17 protein-coding genes and 1 riboswitch are annotated in these 19,744 nt (G+C 70.6%); of the genes, 7 read left to right on the plus strand and 10 right to left on the minus strand.

Going from position 1 to position 19,744, the window contains the following annotated elements; all coding sequences use genetic code 11:
* The first annotated feature begins 93 nt into the window (after positions 1-93).
* Together ACFHYQ_RS15280 and ACFHYQ_RS15285 are read left to right on the plus strand one after the other, a co-directional pair.
* Positions 94-1,089 (plus strand): LacI family DNA-binding transcriptional regulator, encoded by a 996-nt coding sequence (locus ACFHYQ_RS15280; RefSeq protein ID WP_394301804.1) that lies wholly within the window; start codon positions 94-96, stop codon positions 1,087-1,089.
* A 219-nt stretch (positions 1,090-1,308) separates the two neighbouring features.
* Positions 1,309-2,583, plus strand: a complete 1,275-nt coding sequence (locus ACFHYQ_RS15285) for an alpha/beta hydrolase (protein ID WP_394301805.1) — start codon at positions 1,309-1,311, stop codon at positions 2,581-2,583.
* A gap of 92 nt (positions 2,584-2,675) precedes the next feature.
* On the opposite strand, the gene fahA is transcribed toward ACFHYQ_RS15285, so the two are convergent.
* The 3 genes from fahA to ACFHYQ_RS15300 form a co-directional block, all read right to left on the minus strand.
* On the minus strand, positions 2,676-3,887 hold the full coding sequence (gene fahA / locus ACFHYQ_RS15290; RefSeq protein ID WP_394301806.1) for a fumarylacetoacetase: 1,212 nt from the start codon (positions 3,885-3,887) through the stop codon (positions 2,676-2,678).
* 34 nt (positions 3,888-3,921) lie between these two features.
* Complete coding sequence (locus ACFHYQ_RS15295) at positions 3,922-4,827, minus strand: hypothetical protein (protein WP_394301807.1); 906 nt, start codon at positions 4,825-4,827, stop codon at positions 3,922-3,924.
* Between the two features lie 379 nt (positions 4,828-5,206).
* Positions 5,207-6,511, minus strand: coding sequence for an MFS transporter (locus ACFHYQ_RS15300; RefSeq protein ID WP_394301808.1), 1,305 nt, complete (start codon positions 6,509-6,511; stop codon positions 5,207-5,209).
* Between the two features lie 227 nt (positions 6,512-6,738).
* Here ACFHYQ_RS15300 and ACFHYQ_RS15305 point away from each other — a divergent pair, with 227 nt between their 5' ends.
* On the plus strand, positions 6,739-7,188 hold the full coding sequence (locus ACFHYQ_RS15305; protein WP_394301809.1) for an SRPBCC family protein: 450 nt from the start codon (positions 6,739-6,741) through the stop codon (positions 7,186-7,188).
* A gap of 279 nt (positions 7,189-7,467) precedes the next feature.
* On the opposite strand, the gene ACFHYQ_RS15310 is transcribed toward ACFHYQ_RS15305, so the two are convergent.
* The 3 genes from ACFHYQ_RS15310 to ACFHYQ_RS15320 all read right to left on the minus strand — a co-directional run bounded on the left by ACFHYQ_RS15310 (position 7,468) and on the right by ACFHYQ_RS15320 (position 10,355).
* A complete protein-coding gene (locus ACFHYQ_RS15310) occupies positions 7,468-8,082 on the minus strand; it encodes a hypothetical protein (protein WP_394301810.1) in 615 nt (204 codons plus the stop codon).
* 48 nt (positions 8,083-8,130) lie between these two features.
* Positions 8,131-8,249, minus strand: a riboswitch (SAM riboswitch).
* A gap of 86 nt (positions 8,250-8,335) precedes the next feature.
* Positions 8,336-9,184, minus strand: coding sequence for a barstar family protein (locus ACFHYQ_RS15315; protein ID WP_394301811.1), 849 nt, complete (start codon positions 9,182-9,184; stop codon positions 8,336-8,338).
* A 265-nt stretch (positions 9,185-9,449) separates the two neighbouring features.
* On the minus strand, positions 9,450-10,355 hold the full coding sequence (locus tag ACFHYQ_RS15320) for a haloalkane dehalogenase (RefSeq protein ID WP_394301812.1): 906 nt from the start codon (positions 10,353-10,355) through the stop codon (positions 9,450-9,452).
* Positions 10,356-10,537: 182 nt separating this feature from the next.
* On the opposite strand from ACFHYQ_RS15320, the gene ACFHYQ_RS15325 reads away from it, so the two are divergent.
* The 4 genes from ACFHYQ_RS15325 to ACFHYQ_RS15340 are packed head-to-tail and all read left to right on the plus strand — an operon-like array spanning position 10,538 to position 14,166.
* On the plus strand, positions 10,538-10,942 hold the full coding sequence (locus ACFHYQ_RS15325; protein WP_394301813.1) for a GntR family transcriptional regulator: 405 nt from the start codon (positions 10,538-10,540) through the stop codon (positions 10,940-10,942).
* Entirely contained in the window at positions 10,939-11,835 is an 897-nt protein-coding gene (locus ACFHYQ_RS15330) for an ABC transporter ATP-binding protein (RefSeq protein WP_394301814.1), read from the plus strand. The genes ACFHYQ_RS15325 and ACFHYQ_RS15330 overlap by 4 nt, the downstream gene beginning before the upstream one ends.
* A complete protein-coding gene (locus ACFHYQ_RS15335; protein ID WP_394301815.1) occupies positions 11,832-12,881 on the plus strand; it encodes an ABC-2 membrane transporter-related protein in 1,050 nt (349 codons plus the stop codon). The genes ACFHYQ_RS15330 and ACFHYQ_RS15335 overlap by 4 nt, the downstream gene beginning before the upstream one ends.
* A 49-nt stretch (positions 12,882-12,930) precedes the next feature.
* Positions 12,931-14,166, plus strand: coding sequence for an alpha/beta hydrolase family protein (locus ACFHYQ_RS15340; RefSeq protein WP_394301816.1), 1,236 nt, complete (start codon positions 12,931-12,933; stop codon positions 14,164-14,166).
* Positions 14,167-14,250: 84 nt separating this feature from the next.
* On the opposite strand, the gene ACFHYQ_RS15345 is transcribed toward ACFHYQ_RS15340, so the two are convergent.
* The 4 genes from ACFHYQ_RS15345 to ACFHYQ_RS15360 all read right to left on the minus strand — a co-directional run bounded on the left by ACFHYQ_RS15345 (position 14,251) and on the right by ACFHYQ_RS15360 (position 19,632).
* Positions 14,251-15,186 carry a hypothetical protein gene (locus tag ACFHYQ_RS15345; protein ID WP_394301817.1) on the minus strand — a complete coding sequence of 312 codons (936 nt, stop codon included), beginning with the start codon at positions 15,184-15,186 and terminating at the stop codon, positions 14,251-14,253.
* A gap of 320 nt (positions 15,187-15,506) precedes the next feature.
* Positions 15,507-18,734 (minus strand): fused isobutyryl-CoA mutase/GTPase IcmF, encoded by a 3,228-nt coding sequence (gene icmF / locus ACFHYQ_RS15350; RefSeq protein WP_394301818.1) that lies wholly within the window; start codon positions 18,732-18,734, stop codon positions 15,507-15,509.
* Positions 18,735-18,898: 164 nt separating this feature from the next.
* Positions 18,899-19,429, minus strand: coding sequence for an ATP-binding protein (locus ACFHYQ_RS15355; protein WP_394301819.1), 531 nt, complete (start codon positions 19,427-19,429; stop codon positions 18,899-18,901).
* Entirely contained in the window at positions 19,426-19,632 is a 207-nt protein-coding gene (locus tag ACFHYQ_RS15360; RefSeq protein ID WP_394301820.1) for a DUF5999 family protein, read from the minus strand. Before ACFHYQ_RS15360 ends, ACFHYQ_RS15355 begins: the two co-directional genes overlap by 4 nt.
* Positions 19,633-19,744 lie beyond the last annotated feature (112 nt).

A 19,744-nucleotide genomic window follows, 5' to 3' on the forward strand; every position in this document is an offset into this window, starting at 1 on the left:
CCTGCAATAGGGTTGAAGGAACGTTCCGCCAATGTGGTCCGGATCGTTACCACAGGGGATGGCAGCCGATCTTTGCGAGTACCGTTGACCTCGATGAACGAATCCCGACCGATCACCCTGCAGGACGTGGCCCGCGCCGCGGGGGTGTCGAAGACGACCGTGTCGGACGCGCTGAGCGGACGTGGCCGGCTGCCCGCCGCCACCCGCGAGCGGGTGGCCGCGATCGCCCGTGAGCTGGGCTACGTCGCCAACCGGAGCGCCCGCAACCTGCGCGGCGGCCGCACCGGGGCCATCGGCCTGTACTTCCCGGCGCGCACCATCGGGCTCGAGTACTACATGGACCTCGCCATCGGCGCCGCCGAGGAGGCGCTCGCGCACGACCTGGCGCTCACCCTCATCCCGGCCCCCGCGGACCCCGGCCGCACGCCGCCGCCGCACATCGACGGCGTGATGGTCTCCGACCCCGTGCTCGGCGACCCGATGCTGGAAACGCTCACCGACCTGCGCGTCCCGGTCGTCACCTGCGAGCGGGACCTGACGCCGGGCGCCCGGCACGCGGGCCGGGTCGAGTCCGACCATCGGGCGGGGACCCGCGCCCTGCTCGATCACCTGTCCGGCCGCGGCGACCACATCGCGCTGCTCTGCCCGGGTGCGGAGACCTCCTTCGGCCTGGACATCCGCACCGCCTACCGGGCCTGGTGCGCCGACAACGGCCGCGAGGCGCTCGTCTACGACGTGCCCTTCGTCTGCGATCCGGAGGACGTGAACCACGCGGTGGCCGAGGCCCTGCGCGCGCCGGGCGGAGTCGGCGCGATCGTCTCCGTCCCCGACGGCGGCGCGACCAGCGCGGTGCACGCCGCCCTCCAGCAGGGCCGCCACGTGCCCGCCGACCTGCTGGTGGCCTCCTACGTGGACAGCCCCTCACTGCGCGGCCTGGCCACCCCCATCACCGCGGTCGACATCGCCCCCCGCGAGATGGGCCGCCGGGCCGCGCGGCTGCTCGCCGGCATCCTCGCCGGCCACGTCGCGCCGGGCACGGTCGAGATCCTCCCCACCGAACTGATGATCCGGGCCAGCACGTCACACTGAAGCCTGTGCGGATTTCGGATCTTCGGACGGGGCGGGCCGACCGCCGAGAGCGGCGGACGCGGGCTGGAACTCTCGTCGCGCTGAGCGGGATGGCGGGTCGCCGCAGCGTGATCTTCACCGGTTGGATGCCGCCCATCGACGCCCGAGGAGACGCACAGGTGAACGACACCGCCACAGGACGTGGCGGACCGGCTGTATCCCCCACAAGGAGGAACACTGATGAGCACCACGCGTCTGGCCTGGATGTCCCGGGCCATCGCCGTAACCGGGACGGTCGCCCTGCTGACCGCCGGCGGAATCACCACCGCGCAGGCAGGTAGTGCCGAAGGCAACGGGACCGGCCACGCGATCGGCAACTCGTCCCATCAGTCTGTCCCGCCCGGCCAGCGAGGCAGGCTGCTGCGCAGCACCAAGCTGACCGGCGCCACCGTCCTGCCCAGCGCCGCGTCGAATCGCCTGGTCCGCTACGTCTCCGTGGGCGCCCAGGGCCGGCGCATCGAGGTCACCGGCGCGGTCGCGATCCCGCGGGGCAAGGCGCCGGCGGGCGGCTGGCCGGTCATCAGCTGGGCGCACGGCACCGTGGGCAACGCCGATCAGTGCACCCCCACCCGCCAGGACGGCGGCTACATCGGAACCGTCAGCCAGACACTCGACAGGTACGTGGCCGCCGGCTACGCCGTCGTGCAGACCGACTACGAGGGCCTGGGCACCCCGGGCGTCCATCCCTACCTGAACGGGCAGAGCGCCGCCAACACGGTGGTCGACATCGTGCGCGCGGCCCGCGCCCTCAACCCGCACGTCGGCAAGAACTACGTCGTGATGGGCCACAGCCAGGGCGGGCACTCCGCGCTCTGGACCGCCGCCCAAAGCGGCCCGCGCCGCGACGTCCGGCTCCTGGGCGCGGTCGCCCTCTCCCCCGGCGGCCACAACCTGAAGGTCACCACCTCGTACTTCTCCGCCATCCCGTACATGCCGCGGGCCCAGGCGATCGCGGTGCTGGCCTTCCTGCCGACCATCCTGAGCGGGGCCGAAGCGGCCGATCCGTCCATCGACGCCGCGGCGATGCTGATCCCCGAGGCGCAGCCGCTGCTGGAGGTCGGCCGCAACGGGTGCATCGACGACTCGTACGCGGTCGCCGAGCAGGTGTACGCCGCCGCACCGCGCAACCCCTTCGCCGACGGCACCGAGACCGAGCAGGCGAAGCTGACCGCCTACCTCGACAGTCAGGCGTCCGAGCACCTCAGACTACGGGTGCCGACGATGGTGGTCTCCAGCTGGGGCGACACGCTCGTCGATCCGGCGACCCAGGTGAACCCGCTCATTCCGCGGCTGTGCGCCAGCAGCAGGCCCCTGGTGGACTACTTGCTGCTGGGCTCGCCGCCCGCCACCGGGCCGGACCACAGGACGACCGTGGCGGCCTCGTACGGCGAGGCCCGCGCCTTCGCCGACGCGGTTTTCGCGGGACGGACGCCGGCCAAGCACCAGGCGTGCTGACCGGCTGAGTGACGACGGGCCCCGGTTCCAGCTGGAACCGGGGCCCGTCCGCTCCATCCACCCGGCTGGAGATCCGAGCCGGGCGCGGTGTTTCAGCCGGCTCGGGGCGCGACGATGACGCCGCGGACCTCGCCGAAGGAGACGGCGCCCCCGCCCGATCCCGGGGCTGTGGCGGTGATGACGACCTCGTCGCCGTCTTCGAGGAACGTGCGCTTGCTCCCGTCAGGCAGCTCGATCGGCGACTCGCCCGCCCAGGACAGCTCGATCAGGGAGCCGCGCTCATCCGGCCGGGGTCCGCTGATCGTGCCCGAGGCGAACAGGTCACCGGTGCGCAGGCTCGCGCCGTTCACCGTCATATGGGCGAGTTGCTGGGCGGCCGTCCAGTACATCCCGGCGAACGGCGGCCGCGACACCGCGTGGCCGTTCAGCCTGACCTCCAGCCGGATGTCCAGCCCCCAGCCTTCCATGCCCGCGTCGTCCAGGTAGGGCAGCGGCCTCGGATCGCGTACCGGCGGCTCGACCCGGGCGCGTTCGAGCGCCGCCAGCGGGACCACCCACGGGGAGACCGACGTGGCGAACGACTTGCCGAGGAAGGGACCCAGCGGCACGTACTCCCACGACTGGATGTCCCGGGCCGACCAGTCGTTGACCAGGCAGGCCCCGAAGACGTGGTCGGCGAAATCCTCGACCGGCACCGGCGTGCCCGGCTCGGAGGGGGCGCCCACGACGAATCCCAGCTCGGCCTCGATGTCCAGGCGGGTCGACGGGCCGAAGACGATGTCGCCGTCCGGGGTACGACGCTGCCCGCATGGCCGTACGACCGGCGTGCCGGACACCACGACCGTGCCCGCCCTGCCGTGGTAGCCGATCGGCAGGTGCCGCCAGTTCGGGGTCAGCGGCTCCTGGCCGGGGCGGAACATGCGGCCGAGGTTGGCGGCGTGGTGCTCTGAGGCGTAGAAGTCAACGTAGTCGGCGACGGTGAAGGGCAGGTGGAGCCGCACCGCGTCCCGGTCCACCAGGTGCGGCCGCACGGCGCGCTCATGGGCGGCGTCGGTGAGCCAGCCGGTGACGCGCTCGCGGGTCTCGTCCCACACGGCCCGCCCCCGGGCCATGAAACGGTCGAGCGTGCCCTCGGCGAACGTGCCGGCCATGGCCGGCCACAGGTCCCGCGCGGCGGCGGCCAGGTCCAGGACGTGCCCGCCGACCGCCACGCCCACCCGGCGGTCCGGCCCGTCGGTGGAGAACACTCCGTAGGGCAAGTTGTCCAGGCCCCATCCGTCGTCTCGAAGGTCGATCCAGGTCACAGTCGCTCCTGTACGGTCGCGGTCCGAATGCTGATCAGGCGGGTACGGTGATCAGGCGCAGCGCGGCCAGGTCGTCGAGAGGCTCGTCGATGCTGCAGGTGCCAAACGATCGGAACATCCGGCGGGCCGCCGCCACATCGTCGTCGCCGAGGGCGCGGATCCGGTCGGCCACCGCGACGGCATCCCGCTCGGCGAGCACCTCTGCCACCTCGTCCGCCGCCACACCGTCCAGGGCCGCGCTCGTGGCGAGCAGCACGTTGAGGAACCCGTGGTGCTCGAAACCCGTGCCGGGTGCGGTGTGCCGTACGGCATGGTGCAGCCCGGCGGTGCACTTGAACGGCAGGCCCCGGTCCGCGCAGGCGACGATCGCCCCGGCCAGCTCGGCCTCGGACGGGAACGCCTGCGGCTGAAGGCCGCCGGTACGGAACTTCGCGAGGAACGCCGTGCCCGCGAGCACGTCCAGCACGGGAAGGGACGCCTCGCCCCGCGGGACCTCGACGAACCCGGCCGCGCCCCTGTCGGGATCGCTTGTCCGGCCGCCGCTCGCCCGGCCGCCGCTCGTCCAGTTCCGCAGCGCGGTCACGGCCGCCGCCGCGTCGGCCGGATCCGCCACGCCCGAGACCTCCAGCGCCACCGCGTTCGGCAGCGGGCCGAGCCCCTCGCTCAGCCCCTCGCCCAACCGCTCGATCGCCGCCGGTCCGCCCGTCACCACGACGCTGATCGCCACGTCCGCCGGGAGCTCGGCCAGCCGGGTGTCCGCGCAGATGAACGGGCCGACGAAACGGGCGTACCACGACGCGCGGTGGCGGCGATGCGCCGGTACGGCGTCGGCCATGGGCGCGTTACCGGGCGGGAAGAGCGCGGCGTCGTCGAACAGCGAGGCGAACAGTTCCTCGCCACGGGCCTCGCCACCGGAGAACGTCACCTCGTCGCTGTCCACGATCGCATGCTAGTGGACCTTTACCCCGCTGATCAGCACGAACTCGCCGGGGCCAGGCCGTACCGGGCAATGTGCCCAGACCGTCCAGCACCAAATCAATCTACGCCAGACAATCTGCACAACCACCCCCCATACCTTGGCCGTGATCTTGCAGTTTCTCGCAGACCTACCCCGTGAGCAGCACCAACAGGGTCAGTGATCTTGCACTTCTCGCCATGCAAGATCACCGAAGTCGTCTGCGCACGTCAGGAGGCCTACGTGCGAGAAACTGCGAGATCACCAAATTGAGCTGCGCAGGTCACGATGCTTGTTTGCGAGAATTCGCAAGATCACGGCCAAGGGGTGGGGGGCGGGGGTCCGTGTTCAGCGCAGTCCGTGTTCAGCGCGGCGAGCCGATGTCCCGGCGGTCCCCCTCGTCGAGCGGATCCTCAGGCGCCGTGTCGGCGGTGTCGGCGGTGTCGGCGCCCCGGCCGCGAAGGGCTGCGACGCCGGCCATCACGGCGGGCACCAGGATGATCGCCGCGGCGATGTTGACCGCGTGGAAACCGCCGAATGCGAGGATCGGCCCGGCCAGCGCGGCCGCCGCGGCCCCCGCGTAGCTCATGCCCGCGTCGGTGACGCCCTGCAGGGGCACCCGGACCCGGGCCGGCGAGGCGCTCGTCAGCAGCGCGGAAGCGGAGATCACCGACGCCGACCAGCCCGCCCCGAGGACGGTCAGCGCCACCGCGGTGAGAGCCCCGCCCGCCGGGGTGGCCGCGGCCAGGAAACCGAGCACGAGGGCCACCGAGAGCATCGCGATGCCGCCGAACGCGACCCGGACCACGCCGAGCCGGTCGGCCAGCCAGCCGAAGACCGGGCTGAACGCGTACATCCCCAAAATGTGCAGGCTGATGACGATGCCGACCACCTGCAGCGTCATCCCGTGGTGCTGCAGGTGCAGCGGGGTCATCACCATCACCGTGATCATCACGGCGTGTGCCGCCGCGATGAGCACCATCGCGAACCGTGCCGTCGGATGCGCCGCCGCCCAGCGCAGCGCCGCCATCGCACCCACCGTCGGCTCCGTCCCGGCGGACCCCGCCGGGACGGCCGCCGCCGCCTCCCGGGGCCGTACGGCAGGCCGGAACAGCAGCGCCACCACCGCCGCCGCCAACACGAAGGACAGGACCGAGAACAGGTAGGGGCCGGACAGAACGGGCAGCCCGAGCCGTACGCCGAGCCTGTCCCCCACCTCGCTGAGGTTGGGGCCGGCCACCGACCCGATGGTGGTCGCCCAGATCACCGTCGACATCGCCCTGGCCTGGGTGGCGGGCGGGACGTCGTCGGCCGCCGCGTACCGGGTCTGCAGGTTCACCGCCTGCGCGACGCCGAAGAAGGCCAGCGCGGCCAGCAGGACGACGATGTTGGAGATCATAGCGGCGGCGATGATCAGAGCGCCGCCGATGGCGGCGAGCGCATAGCCCAGGGTGAGCGACCAGCGCCGCCCGTACCGGGACGCGATCGCGGCCAGCGGCACCGCGGCGACCGCCGCGCCGAGCACGTTCGCGGCCGAGCCCAGCCCCGCCATCGTGGTGCCGCCGACCGCTTCGATGAGCAGCGCACCGACCGCGACCCCGGCGGCGACTCCGACTCCACCGAGCAGGTTGGCGGCAACAAGGACCCCGATTCTGCCTAAACCACCCACTGGGCCACCTTTCGTTTGCCTGTCGCCATCATCCGGCATTCAGGTAGGAGTCCGGCACAGGTTTTCCGGCCGCGGCGACCGGATCAACAGGGCGTAGTAGGCGTCGACCGCAGGCTGACCAGGGTGATCGGGACCGTGGGGAGGCCTCCTCACTTCCGTAGATCGTTTCTTTGTAGGATGCGGGAGACGACGCTCGTCACGCCCAACTGACCCGGGGGTCGACCGTTATGCGATTCGAGACCGGCATCGACATCGACGCGTCTCCGGAGCGGATCTGGCGGGTCATGACGGACGTGGCCAGGTGGCCCGAGTTCCTGCCCACGGTGACCGAGCTCGAGTTTCTCGGCAACGGTCAAGGGGACGGTCCACTGGGCCTCGGCAGCCGTGTCCGGATCAAACAACCGGGGCTTCCCGTGATGGTCTGGCAGGTGACCGAGTTCACGGAGGGCGACTCCTTCGCCTGGCAGGCGACCAGCGGAGGCGTGACCACGGTCGCGGGGCACCCGATCACACCTCGACCGGGCGGCGGATCGCTCCTCCTCACGATCGACCAGTCCGGCCTGCCGGCGCCGCTGGTGGGCCTGCTCACCGGCGGGCGGACCCGCCGGTACATCCGCACGGAGGCCAAGAGCATGAAACTCCGCTGCGAACTCGACCGCGACTCCGGCTCGCGATAGTCCGGCCGATGACATGGGTGAATCTTCGGGGGGCATGAGAGGCGTCTGGCTCGCGGCCGCACTCGCCGGGCTCGCCGCCTGCGGGACGGCGTCCGCGGCGTCCGCTCCCCCGACGCGTTACCAGGCCGACGGATTCGTGCTCGCCGACGCGCGACACGGCCCACAGCTCTGCGCCGGCGTCGCCTTCTCCATGCCGCCCCAGTGCGCCGGGCCCGACATCGTCGGGTGGGACTGGAACACGGTCGAGCACGACGCCCAGGGTGGCGTGCGCTGGGGCGACTACCACGTGGTCGGCACCTGGGACGGCGAACGGCTCACGCTCACCGAGCCGCCTCGCCCCGCGAAACGCCCCGATGCCCCACCTGATCGGTCTGGCTTCACCCCGTCACCGTGCCCGGAGCCCATCGGGGGGTGGCGCCCGGTGGACCCGGCGAAGGCCGCGCCGGCGGCAGCGACACAGTTCCACACGGTCATGGTCTTCACGGCCCGGTTCGCCGCCCCTACGGCGGTGCTGACGAGGGGGAATCCCTCCGCCCTGCCGGGGGCGCTGATCATGACCTTGCCGGACGCCTGCGCGGCCACCCCCGCCGCTCGCAGTGCCGTTCCGATATCCCGGACGGGTGTCAGGCGGCGGAGCCGCACCGCCTCGTCCTGCTGTCCGGCGGCCCGCATCCATGCCGCCAGGCAGGTCCGGACCAGCCAGTCCTGCGCGAGGCGGACGCGGTCCCCGTCCCTGCCGTCATCGGCCGTTCCCGCGAGGTGGGGAAGCACCGGGCGGAGTCGCAGGCAAAGCTCGTCGGGGAAGGCGGCGTCGATCACCTGCACGGCTGAACTCAGGACCGGCGAGATGTCGTGGACCGCGGCGTCGCGGAAGAAGTCGCGTTCGTAGGTCATGAAGGTCCTCTGGCTGTCAGGGGACCCCCTTACCGGGAGAGGCAGGGAGATCCGCGCTTGCCACTGCCGATGCCGGCAGCGGCCAGGTCTTCCCTGGAGGGCACCTTGCGCGGTGAGGCGAGGTTGCCAGCCGACGATCGTCCAGGGGCGCGATCGGCTTCGTGACCCAGCACCGATCCTGGCACGCCCACCGTCTCCTCGTCCACCTCAAACTCTCCGTGTATTTGATTCACTCTCACTACCGACAAAACGTTCATCGCAGTTCAACCTCGGCCCCGCGGTCGGTGAAGATGCCGAGCAGGTCTTGCAAGGTGATCGCCGGGCCCCAGGATCGCTGGTCGTAGGCCGGGCGGTCATAGCCCGGCACGAGGTGCCGACGGGCCACGTCGGCGTCGCGCCAGATGAGCCGGAACGGCGGCGCAGCCCCCCACTGACCGCGCAGGCAGTCATCAAGCGCGGAAAGGTTCCAGCCGAAGTAGCCGCCGGGGCCGTTGATGGCCTCACCCAGAGCGCAGTAAAAGCCCTCGATGTCGGTGACGAACCGGCCGTCGAGGTGGTAGGTGCCTCCGGCGGGCCGGTCAGGCTGCCCGTCGGGGTGGTGGCACAGGGCCGCGCCGGACCATTGGTGCCGCAGCGCCCGGTCGTAGCCGGCCCACAGGTTGGGCCGGATCGGTCGGCCTATGTGCCACAGTTCCCAGATCGCGCGGGCACCGCTGGGCAGGGGCTCATAGAGCCCGTCGTCGAGGATGAGGTCGATCAGGCCCGTGCCGAGGCGGGAGGGGCCTGCTCCGGTTACGGTGGCCGACACCATCTTGGCCATGGCCACCGTGCGCCCGCTGCGGTCGACGGCGTGAATCACTGCCCGCAGGTGGCGCCGCCGGGCCGATCGCCGCTCCAGCAGGGCCTGCAGCGGCGGCTCGGGCCGACAGCCGATCAGGGTGAACTGCTCCGGGACCGGGGGCGGCGCGGGCTCGACGAACAAGCCGTCGATCTCGGCGCACAGCGCCAGGGGGACGTCGGAGTCGTCCACGCCGCTGCTGCCGTCATCGATCAGCAACCACCGCAGCGGCACATCCTGCCCCCAGGTCCATGCCTGATCCATCCGGCCTCCGGTTCGAGATGATGCCGTCACCCGGCCGCGACTCTACTGCCGTTCACTGAGTATCAGTGTTTCTCAGTGTTTCTCAGTGATTTCGCCCGTTTCCTGGCGAAGGTCCCCGCCTCCCAATCTCGGGTCTGACTACGTGGTCGTCACACCCCGTCGCCCAGGACAAGAGAACGTTGGGGGCGATAGCAGTCAGGGCCGCACCGCACCGGTCTTCCTGTCTCTGGCGATCTCGAACTCGGCCGGTTGGTGACGTACGGCCCTACTGCTGGGACCATGCGCGGACGAAGGCCGCGACGACCTCGCCCAGCTCGTGTCCGGCGTCCTCCTGCAGGAAATGACCGGCGTTCGCGATGACGGGGTGATCGAGGCCGGCCGCGCCGGGGATCGTCTTCTTCAGGATCGGCGCCATGCCACCGGTGATCGGGTCCCGGTCGGAGAATGCCACCAGGAATGGCAGGTCGAGCGTGGCGAGGACCGCCCAGGCGGCCCGGTTGGCCGGCGCGGCGGGATCATCGGGCGTGGTGGGCACCAGGTTCGGCATCGCCCGCGGCCCGGCCTTGTACTCCTCGGCCGGGAACGGCGCGTCATAAGCGCGCAGGACGGTGTCCGGCAGCGTGGTGACGCACCCGGACCGAACGAGCCGGGCGACGTCGAGCACGGGCGCGTTCCGTACGGTCTCCCGGAACCGGTGCCACACCTGCGGCATCGGGATGTCACCGGTCGGCAACCCCGTGTTGGCCGCGACGACCCGGGCGAAGCGGTCCGGATGCTCGGCGACGAGCCGCAGCCCGATCAGGCCACCCCAGTCCTGCCCCACCAGTGTCACGTCCCGCAGGCCGAGCGCGTCGAAGGCGAGCGACCTGACCCACTCCACGTGCCGGGCGTAGGTGTGATCCTCCACCCTCGACGGCTTGTCCGACCGGCCGAAACCGATCAGATCCGGGGCGATGGCCCGGCAGCCCGCCTCGGCGAGCACCGCCATGACGTGGCGGTAGAGGAACGACCAGCTCGGCTCGCCGTGCAGGAGCAGCACGACGGGTCCGTCGGCCGGGCCGGCCTCGACGTACGCCATCCGCACGTCACCGGCCACCTCGGCATAGCGGGGTTCATAGGGGAAGCCGGGCAGATCGGTGAAGCGCTCCTCGGGAGTACGTAGGACGTCCATGGGCCCACCTTCCGGAACGTGCGCGCCGGCGGCCACGCGTTCCGATCCTAGATTCACCCACCGCGGAGCTCCACGCCATCGCTGCCCCGCGGAGTCGGCGAGTGTGATGTAGCAAGATCACCGGGTGGTCTGCTCCTTGACCGGCTTCTTCCATTTACCTAAAGTACTAGCATCGTAGATAAATGGAGGAAGTGGTGATCGAGTTCCACCTGGACGGCAGGTCCGGCGTCTCGCCGTACCTGCAACTCGTCCAGCAGGTGCGGCACGCGCTGCGGCTGGGCCTGCTGCGTGAGGGCGACCGGCTTCCGACGGTCAAGGAGGTGGTGGCCCAGCTGGCGATCAACCCCAACACCGTCCTCAAGGCGTACCGGGAACTCGAACACGCCGATCTCGTCGCCGCCCGCCCGGGTGTCGGGACGTTCGTCACCCGGACGCTGACCGACGCCACGCTCGCCGCGCACGGACCGCTGCGGCAGGACCTGCGGCGCTGGCTGGACAGGGCCCGCCGGGCCGGCCTCGACGACGAAAGCATCGAGGCCCTGTTCATGACCACCTTTCGGACCACCGCCAGAGAGGACATAGCGTGACCGCCGTCTTGCGGGCCCGGCACCTGGGCAAGAAGTACCGGCGGGGCTGGGCGCTGACCGGCTGTGCGCTGGACATCCCGGCCGGGCACGTGACCGGCCTGGTCGGGCCCAACGGCGCGGGGAAGTCGACGCTGCTGAACCTGGCCGCCGGGATGCTGGCACCGACGACGGGCACGATAGAGGTGTGTGGCGGCATGCCCGGCAGCGGCCCGGCACAGCTGGCGAAGGTCGGCTTCGTCGCCCAGGACACCCCCACCTACGCCGGCCTGACCGTGGCCGACCACCTGCGCCTCGGGGCCAGGCTCAACCCGAGCTGGGACGACGCCCTGGCACGCCGCCGGATCGAGCGGCTCGGCCTGGACCCGGGCCAGCGGGCCGGGAAGCTGTCGGGCGGTCAGCGCGCCCAGCTCGCCCTGACCCTGGGCATCGCCAAGCGACCCGAGCTGCTGATCCTGGATGAGCCGGTCGCCGCCCTGGACCCGCTCGCCCGGCGGGAGTTCCTGCAGGACCTGATGGAGGCCGTCGCCGAGCACGGACTCAGCGTCGTGCTGTCCTCCCACCTGGTCGCCGATCTGGAACGCGTCTGCGACCACCTCGTCGTGCTGGTCGCCGGTCAGGTGCGGCTGACAGGAGAGGTCGAGGAGCTCCTGGCCGCCCATCATCGGTTGAGCGGGCCACGCCGCGATGCCGCCACGCTGCCCGCGGACCAGGAGGTCATCTCGGCCAGCCACACCGACCGGCAGACCACGCTGATGATCCGCACCGAGGCGCCCATCCTTGATCCTTCCTGGACCGTCAGCACGGTCGGCCTGGAGGACCTCGTGCTGGCCTACATGAGCCGTCCCGCCGAGGCCGGCTCCGGCCCGCGCCCCACGCTGGAGGTGCTGCGGTGATCTGGCTGACCTGGCGGCAGTTCCGCGCTCAGGCCGCGGCGGTGTACGGCCTCCTTCTCGTGCTGGCCGCCATCCTCGTGATCGCCGGGCGGCCGCTGTCCGGCGTCGTGCGGCTCACCCCGGCCGACAGCAGGCTGTACTACGCCGGCATCGTGGCGACGTACCTCCTGCCCGCCGTCATCGGCGTCTTCTGGGGCGCCCCGCTGGTCACCCGGGAGCTGGAGGCCGGCACCCACCGCCTGGTGTGGAACCAGAGCGTCACCCGGGCCCGGTGGCTGGCCGCAAAACTCGCCCTCACCGGCCTGGCCGCGGTGGCCGCGGCCGGGCTGCTCAGCCTCGCGGTCACCTGGTGGGCCGGTCCCGTCGACGCCGCCAGCCAGCCGTCCACGGTCCCGGTCGGCGCCGACATCGGCACAGACGTGCCCGACGCCGAGTCCTTCGCCGCGCGGATCTCGCCGCTGCTGTTCGGCGTGCGCGGGATCACGCCCGTCGGCTATGCCGCCTTCGCCTTCGTGCTCGGTGTCACCGCCGGAATCCTGCTGCGCCGCACCGTGCCCGCCATGGCCGTCACCCTCGCCGTGTTCGCCGCGGTCCAGATCGCCGTGCCCTTCGCGGTGCGCCCGTACGTGATCCCCGCGGTCCAGCAGACCGTCACGATCACACCGGCGAACATCTCGAAGCTGGGGGTGAACAGCTCCGGCGGGGTGGAGGAACTGGCCGTGGCCGGACCACGGGGAGCGTGGGTCCTGGGCAACGAGACCGTCGACGCCACCGGACGGGTGGTCACGGCGCCGTCCTGGGTGGCGGCCTGCCTGCTGCCACCGATGCCGTCGGAGCCGCAGGGGCGGGCTTCCCCCGGTCCGGTGGCCGAGGCCGACCAGGAGTGCCTCACGAAGCTCGCAGACCTCGGTTACCGGCAACGGGTGACCTACCAGCCCGCCGACCGCTTCTGGGCCCTGCAGGGGATCGAGACAGCGATCTTCCTCGCCCTCTCCGCCCTGCTGGCCTGGCTCTGCCTCCGATGGATCCGCAACCGCGTGTCCTGACCGGTCCCCCTTCACGTTGCCATCCCCTTTCGAAAGGACCGCTGCCTCCATGAGTCATGCGATCGAACCGCGCCATGCGGCCAGGCGACACGACCGCGGCGGCCTGGCCGCCGTCACCGGCCTGCTCGCCGTCGTGGCCACAGCCGTCTGCGTGTCCGCCCCCGCCTCGGCCGCGCCTGCCGCCGTCACGCCCACGGCCACGCCGAGCGGCACGCCGTACCTGCCCAAGCCGACCGGCACGCACCCGGTCGGCACCACGGCCCTCTACCTGAAGGACGCCTCCCGCCCCGACCCGTGGGTTCCCGAGATGAAGGCCAGGGAGCTCATGGTCTCCCTGTGGTACCCGGCGAAGTCACCGGGCCGCCACCGGGCGCGGTACATGACACCGAAGGAGTCCGAGCTCCTCTTGAAGGACGGAGGGATCACCGGAGTGCCGCTGGATCTGCTGAGCAGGACACGGACCAACGCCTTCACCGATGCCCAGCCGGCTGGGCGCAGGTACGGCCTGCCTCTCGTCGTGCTCTCCCCCGGCCATTCCAAGCCCCGGTCCGAGCTCACTTCGCTGGCCGAGGACCTGGCCAGCAGGGGCTACGTGGTGGCCGCGATCGACCACACCTACGAGAACGTCGCCACCACCTTCCCCGACGGACGGGTGACCACCTGCGTCACATGCAAGATCAAAAAAGACCCGGCGTGGTGGGAGAAGCTGGTGAGCAGCCGGGCGGCCGACGTCTCCTTCGTGCTCGACCAGCTCACCGGGTCACACCCGAAGTGGAAAGGCGCCCGGCTGATCAACCGATCCCGGATCGCGATGGCCGGCCACTCCGTCGGCGGAGCGAGCGCCATCCCGACAATGATCGAAGACTCCCGCGTGCGCGCCGGAATCGACATCGACGGCATGACGTACGCCCCGATCCCGGACAGCGGGCTGTCGCGGCCGTTCCTGTTCCTGGGCAAGCCGTCCTCCAACACCCCCGGATCCGGCGAATCACAGGCCGAGAGCTGGGAACGTGACTGGAAACTCATGACCGGATGGAAGCGCTGGCTCCTCGTGACCGGGGCCGCGCACACCTCCTTCACCGATCTCGGCGTGCTGGCCGACCAGTTCGGCATCGACCTCGGCGCCGACATACCCGGCGCCCGATCCATGGAGATCACCCGCAGGTACGTCGCGGCCTTCTTCGACCTGCACCTGCGCCACAGGCGCCAACCTCTGCTCAGCAAGCCGTCGGCCCGCTACCCCGAGGTCAAGCACTGCTCGGTCGCGACGAAGACCTGCCGTTAGCCGATCAGGCCCGCCTCGTATGTACTGACCTGGAATGAGAGAGGGGGCACGGGCGGATGCCCGTGCCCCCTGTCGTCACTGCTTTCAGTCACACTCCTCCTCGCTGGACAGGCTGTACGACTGGCTGGACAGGCCGGACTGGCTCGACCAGCTGGCCTCGCTCAGGCCCGACTGGTGACTGAACGACGCCGGGCTGTTGAAGGACACCTGCCGCGACTCGGTGACCAGTTGGGTCTCGCTGACCGGGTGGCTCTCGCTCACCAGTCGCGTCTCGCTGACCGGGTGGCTCTCCGTGACCAGCCTGGTCTCGCTGACCGGGTGGCTCTCCGAGACCAGCCGCGTCTCGCTCACCGGACGCTGGAAGGTGACCTGCTCCGTCACCGGACGCGACTCGGTGACCATCCGCGTGTGCGTGACCGGACGCTGGTAGGTGACCCATCGCGTCACCGGACGCGACTCGGTGACCATGTGCGTCTCGGTGACCGGACGCTGGAAGGTGACGTGCCGCGTCACCGGACGCGACTCGGTGACCATCCGCGTGTGCGTGACCGGACGCTGGCTGGTGACCATCCGCGTGGTGGTGACCGGACGCTGGCTGGTGACCATCCGCGTGGTGGTGACCGGACGCTGGGTGGTGACCATCCGCGTGTGAGTGACCGGACGCTGGTAGCTGATCGTGCGTGAGACCGACACCGGATGGGCGTACGAGGCCTCCTCACTGATCGTCCGACTGCTGATGGATCCGACCTGGACGGATGCGAGCCGGCTGGAGCCGAGCCGGCTGTAGCCGGACTGACTGATCAGCTCGCCGCTGTACGAGCTCTCCTGGGCGTATCCGCTCTCCGATTCCTCCTCGCCGTATCCGTAGGCGCCGGGGATCGCCGCGCTGGGCGAGGCCACCGCCGCCGCCAGACTCGGAGTGTGGGTGGTCGTCGAGGCCGAGGCCGCCGTCGCGGGCCAGAGCGCGACAATTCCGAGTACCGCCGGACCGAGCAGTAATGAGAATCGATTGCCGTGCATAGAGATACTCCTCTTCGATCAGATCGCATTGGGCGATCAGCTCGTATCTCAATCGTTGGCACCGCTGTCCGAGCACGTCCAGCCAAATTGACTGTTCCTGGGACGACCAGATCATCATTCCGGGTATTTCGATGGGCATGCGCTGGCTTCCGCCGCCCCGTGATGGCGCTGGGCTTGCCTCGTCATTTCGAACACGATGCATTCGGTCCGCTGGCGGCATGTTTGCCGGTCCCGCCTTGCGGTTTTACCCAAACACCCGCACAATTGTTTCTTCTTAATATCGGGGAAGCCGCGGCTTCCCCGATCAGGCGTCGCTTTCGTCAGACGTTTCGGCGGTACTGGCCGCCGATCTCGAACAGCGCCTCGGTGATCTGGCCGAGTGAGCAGACCCGGGCGGCGTCCATCAGCACCTCGAACGCGTTGTCGGCCGACATGGCCGCCCGCCGCAGGCGGTCCAGGGCCGCGGGCGCGTCATCGGCGCGGGCCTTGTGGAAGGCGCACAGCCGCTCCAGCTGTGACTGCTTCTCCTGCTCGGTGCCGCGGGCCAGCTCCAGCGGGCCGTGCTGGACGTCGCCGTCGGGGTTGCGGAAGGTGTTGACCCCGATGATCGGCAGGCTGCCGTCGTGCTTGCGCTGCTCGTACAGCATCGACTCGTCCTGGATCTTGCCGCGCTGGTAGCCGGTCTCCATGGCCCCCAGCACACCGCCGCGGTCGGAGATGCGCTCGAACTCGGTCAGCACGGCCTCTTCCACCAGGTCGGTCAGTTCGTCGATGATGAACGACCCCTGCAGCGGGTTCTCGTTCATGGCCAGGCCCCACTCGCGGTTGATGATGAGCTGGATCGCCATGGCCCGGCGCACCGACTCGGCCGAGGGGGTGGTGACGGCCTCGTCGAAGGCGTTGGTGTGCAGGCTGTTGCAGTTGTCGTAGATCGCGATCAGCGCCTGCAGCGTGGTGCGGATGTCGTTGAAGTCCATCTCCTGGGCGTGCAGCGACCGGCCCGAGGTCTGGATGTGGTACTTCAGCTTCTGCGCCCGCTCGCCCGCGCCGTACCGCTCGCGCATCGCGACCGCCCAGATCCGCCGGGCGACCCGCCCGAGCACGCTGTATTCGGGGTCCATGCCGTTGGAGAAGAAGAACGACAGGTTCGGCGCGAAGGCGTCGACGTCCATTCCCCGCGCCAGATAGGCCTCCACGTAGGTGAACCCGTTGGCCAGGGTGAAGGCGAGCTGGCTGATCGGGTTCGCTCCGGCCTCGGCGATGTGGTAGCCGGAGATCGACACCGAGTAAAAGTTGCGCACTCCGTTGGCGATGAACCATTCCTGGATGTCGGCCATCATCCGCAAACTGAACTCGGTGGAGAAGATGCAGGTGTTCTGGCCCTGGTCTTCTTTGAGGATGTCGGCCTGCACGGTCCCCCGTACGGTCGACAGGGTCCGGGCGCGGAGTTCCGCCGCCTCCTGCGCGGACGGTTCGCGGCCGTGCTCGTCGTAGAAACGGTCGAGCGCCTGGTCGATGGCCGCGTTGAGGAAGAAGGCCAGGATGGTCGGCGCCGGACCGTTGATCGTCATCGACACCGAGGTATTCGGCGCGGACAGGTCGAACCCGTCGTACAGCGCCTTCATATCGTCCAGCGTCGCGATCGACACCCCAGATGTGCCGACTTTTCCGTAGATGTCGGGGCGTTCGGCCGGGTCGTGGCCATACAGGGTGACCGAGTCGAACGCCGTGGACAGCCGCGTGGCCGGCTGGCCCTCCGACAGGAGCTTGAAGCGCCGGTTGGTACGGAACGGGTCGCCCTCGCCGGCGAACATCCTCGTGGGGTCCTCGTCGTCCCGCTTGAACGGGAAGACCCCGGCGGTGAACGGGAAACGGCCCGGCAGGTTCTCCGCGCGCAGGAAGCGCAGCAGGTCGCCGTGGTCGGCATAGCGCGGCAGGGCGACGCGGGGGATCCGGTTGCCCGACAGCGTGTCCCGCCACAGCGGCGTGCGCAGCTCCCGGTCGCGGACCTTCACCACCAGTTCATCGGCCCGGTACGTCTCGGCCGTCGCATCCCACTCGGCCAGCAGGCCGCGGCTGCCCGCGTCGATGCCGACCTCGGCCCGCTCAAGCAGCACGTCCAGGGTGTCCAGGGCAGCGGTGTCGGCGCCCTCGGCGGCGACCAGTTCACGGGCGTGCGCCAGGTGCTGCCGCCGGCGCACCGCCTCGGCCTGCTCGCCGGTGTGGGCGTGATAGCCGCGGACGGTCTCGGCGATCTCCGCCAGATAGCGCGTACGGGACGGCGGCACGACGCCGGCGGTGACCTTCGACGCCGTCCCCTCCACCCGCGGCAGCAGGCAGGGCCCGGCCGGCAGCCCGTGCTCGCCGAGCAGGTCGCGAAGCCGCTGGTAGAGCGCGGTCACGCCCTCGTCGTTGAAGCGCGAGGCGATCGTCCCGAAGACCGGCATCTCCTGGGGCGGCACCCCGAACGCCTCCCGGTTGCGCACCAGCTGGCGGCGCACGTCGCGCAGCGCGTCCTGCCCGCCCCGGCGTTCGAACTTGTTGATCGCGACCACGTCCGCGAAATCGAGCATGTCGATCTTCTCGAGCTGGGACGCCGCGCCGAACTCCGGTGTCATCACGTACAGGGACACGTCCGCGTACGGCACGATCGCCGCGTCGCCCTGGCCGATGCCCGGGGTCTCCACGATGACCAGGTCATACCCGGCCGCCCGGCACGCCGCGATCACGTCAGCGGTGTAGCCGGGCAGCTCCCGGGCGTTCCTGGTCGCCAGCGACCGGAAGTAGGCCCCGCCACCGGCCAGGCTGTTCATCCGGATCCGGTCGCCGAGCAGCGCTCCCCCGCCCCGGCGGCGGGTCGGGTCGACCGCCACCACCGCGACCCGCAGCTTGTCCTCGTAATCGATCCTGATCCGGCGCAGCAGCTCGTCCGTGAGGGAGGACTTGCCCGATCCGCCCGTTCCGGTGATGCCCAGCACGGGGGCCCGGCGGGCGGCGGCCGCGCCGCGCAGCTCCGCGAGCCAATCGCCGGCGGCACCGGACTCCACGACCGTGATCGCACGCGCCAGTGCCTGCTGGTCGCCCTCCGTGACCGCCGCGATCGCGGGCGGCTCCCCGGCCGCCAGGTCCACGTCGCACGCCGCGACGACCGTGTTGATCATCCCGGCCAGGCCGAGCCGCTGCCCGTCCTCCGGGGAGAAGATGCCCGCCACCCCGTAGGCGTGCAGGCGCTCGATCTCCTCGGGGATGATGACCCCGCCGCCTCCGCCGTACACCTTGACGTGCCCGGCGCCGCGCTCGCGCAGCAGGTCCACGAGGTAGCTGAAGTATTCGACGTGGCCGCCCTGGTAGGAGCTGATCGCCACGCCCTGCACGTCCTCCTGGATCGCCGCGGTGACGACCTCCTCCACCGACCGGTTGTGCCCCAGGTGGATGACCTCGGCCCCCTGCGACTGGAGGATCCGCCGCATGATGTTGATCGCCGCGTCATGACCGTCGAACAGCGCCGCCGCCGTGACGACGCGGACGGGGTGCAGGGGAACGTGCATCGAAGTCGTCTCCTGTGGGGATCGGGTGGGACCGAATTTACTAGGACGTCCTAAGAAAATACTAGGACATCCTAATAAACGCGGCGAGAATGATCCACGCAGACACGCACGGCGCCCACAGGGGTCACGGGAACACCCGGCCCGGCCGACGGCCTCCCCAGTGATCAGGCGGCGCGGTCCCCGTCCCCGTCCACGTCCCCGGAGAGCTCGAACCACATCACCTTCCCGGCCGGCGTGTGGGTGGCGCCCCAGCAGCAGGCCATGAGGTCGAGGATGCGCAGCCCCCGCCCGCTCTCGTCGAAGTCGTCCGCCTCGCCGGGCTGGGGAAGCAGGTGGCCGGTGTCTTCCACCTCGCACCGCAGCAGGTTCTCCTGCGCGGTGAGTGCGAGCCGGACGGGCCCCCGGGTGTGGCACACGGCGTTGGTGGCCAACTCGCTCACCAGCAGTTCGGCGGCGTCGGACAGCCCGCCCATGTCCCACCGCTCAAGGCTCAGCCGGGTCAGCCGGCGGGCGACGGCCGGCGATCGGCGGCTGGCAGGCAGGTGCCAGGAGGCGGTCTTGATCTCGGGCTCTTCCGCGAGCTGAATGACGATCTCGCCGAGCCGGCGCCTGGCGGCCTGCCAGCACTCCCGTACGCGGCGCCTGTGCAGCGCGGCGGCCCGGCCCACGGCGGAGGTGACGGACGCCTGGCTCATGCGGCCCGCCCCAGCACCTCACGGCGGTCCGGTCGGCGGGAGGGCACACTTCGCCCGTCGGGCAGCAGCTCTCCCCGGTCGTCGAACAGCACGACGCCGTTACACAGCAGGCCCCAGCCCTGCTCCGGATGGAAGGCCATCAGGCACGCGGCCTCGCGGTCGCGGGCGTCGGCGGGCGGACACGGCGGCTGGTGCTGACACATGATCGGTTCCCTTCGGCTGGCGGGTGCCGGTCACTTCGAGGTGCGGGGACGTTCTTTACGACGTTTTCAGAATGCCGTCTCCAAGCCCTGATACTGACGGGGAAAACCCCCA

The organism is Sphaerimonospora cavernae, from assembly GCF_042435035.1.
In the GTDB taxonomy this organism is placed as follows: domain Bacteria; phylum Actinomycetota; class Actinomycetes; order Streptosporangiales; family Streptosporangiaceae; genus Sphaerimonospora; species Sphaerimonospora cavernae.

Bases quoted from the DNA above. Each gene is read 5' to 3' on its own strand.
- ACFHYQ_RS15280 (WP_394301804.1), top strand. From the start codon at position 94: ATGAACGAATCCCGACCGATCACCCTGCAGGACGTGGCCCGCGCCGCG.
- ACFHYQ_RS15285 (WP_394301805.1), top strand. From the start codon at position 1,309: ATGAGCACCACGCGTCTGGCCTGGATGTCCCGGGCCATCGCCGTAACC.
- ACFHYQ_RS15305 (WP_394301809.1), top strand. From the start codon at position 6,739: ATGCGATTCGAGACCGGCATCGACATCGACGCGTCTCCGGAGCGGATC.
- ACFHYQ_RS15310 (WP_394301810.1), bottom strand. From the start codon at position 8,082: ATGACCTACGAACGCGACTTCTTCCGCGACGCCGCGGTCCACGACATC.
- ACFHYQ_RS15315 (WP_394301811.1), bottom strand. From the start codon at position 9,184: ATGGATCAGGCATGGACCTGGGGGCAGGATGTGCCGCTGCGGTGGTTG.
- ACFHYQ_RS15320 (WP_394301812.1), bottom strand. From the start codon at position 10,355: ATGGACGTCCTACGTACTCCCGAGGAGCGCTTCACCGATCTGCCCGGC.
- ACFHYQ_RS15325 (WP_394301813.1), top strand. From the start codon at position 10,538: ATGGAGGAAGTGGTGATCGAGTTCCACCTGGACGGCAGGTCCGGCGTC.
- ACFHYQ_RS15340 (WP_394301816.1), top strand. From the start codon at position 12,931: ATGAGTCATGCGATCGAACCGCGCCATGCGGCCAGGCGACACGACCGC.
- ACFHYQ_RS15345 (WP_394301817.1), bottom strand. From the start codon at position 15,186: ATGCACGGCAATCGATTCTCATTACTGCTCGGTCCGGCGGTACTCGGA.
- icmF (WP_394301818.1), bottom strand. From the start codon at position 18,734: ATGCACGTTCCCCTGCACCCCGTCCGCGTCGTCACGGCGGCGGCGCTG.
- ACFHYQ_RS15355 (WP_394301819.1), bottom strand. From the start codon at position 19,429: ATGAGCCAGGCGTCCGTCACCTCCGCCGTGGGCCGGGCCGCCGCGCTG.
- ACFHYQ_RS15360 (WP_394301820.1), bottom strand. From the start codon at position 19,632: ATGTGTCAGCACCAGCCGCCGTGTCCGCCCGCCGACGCCCGCGACCGC.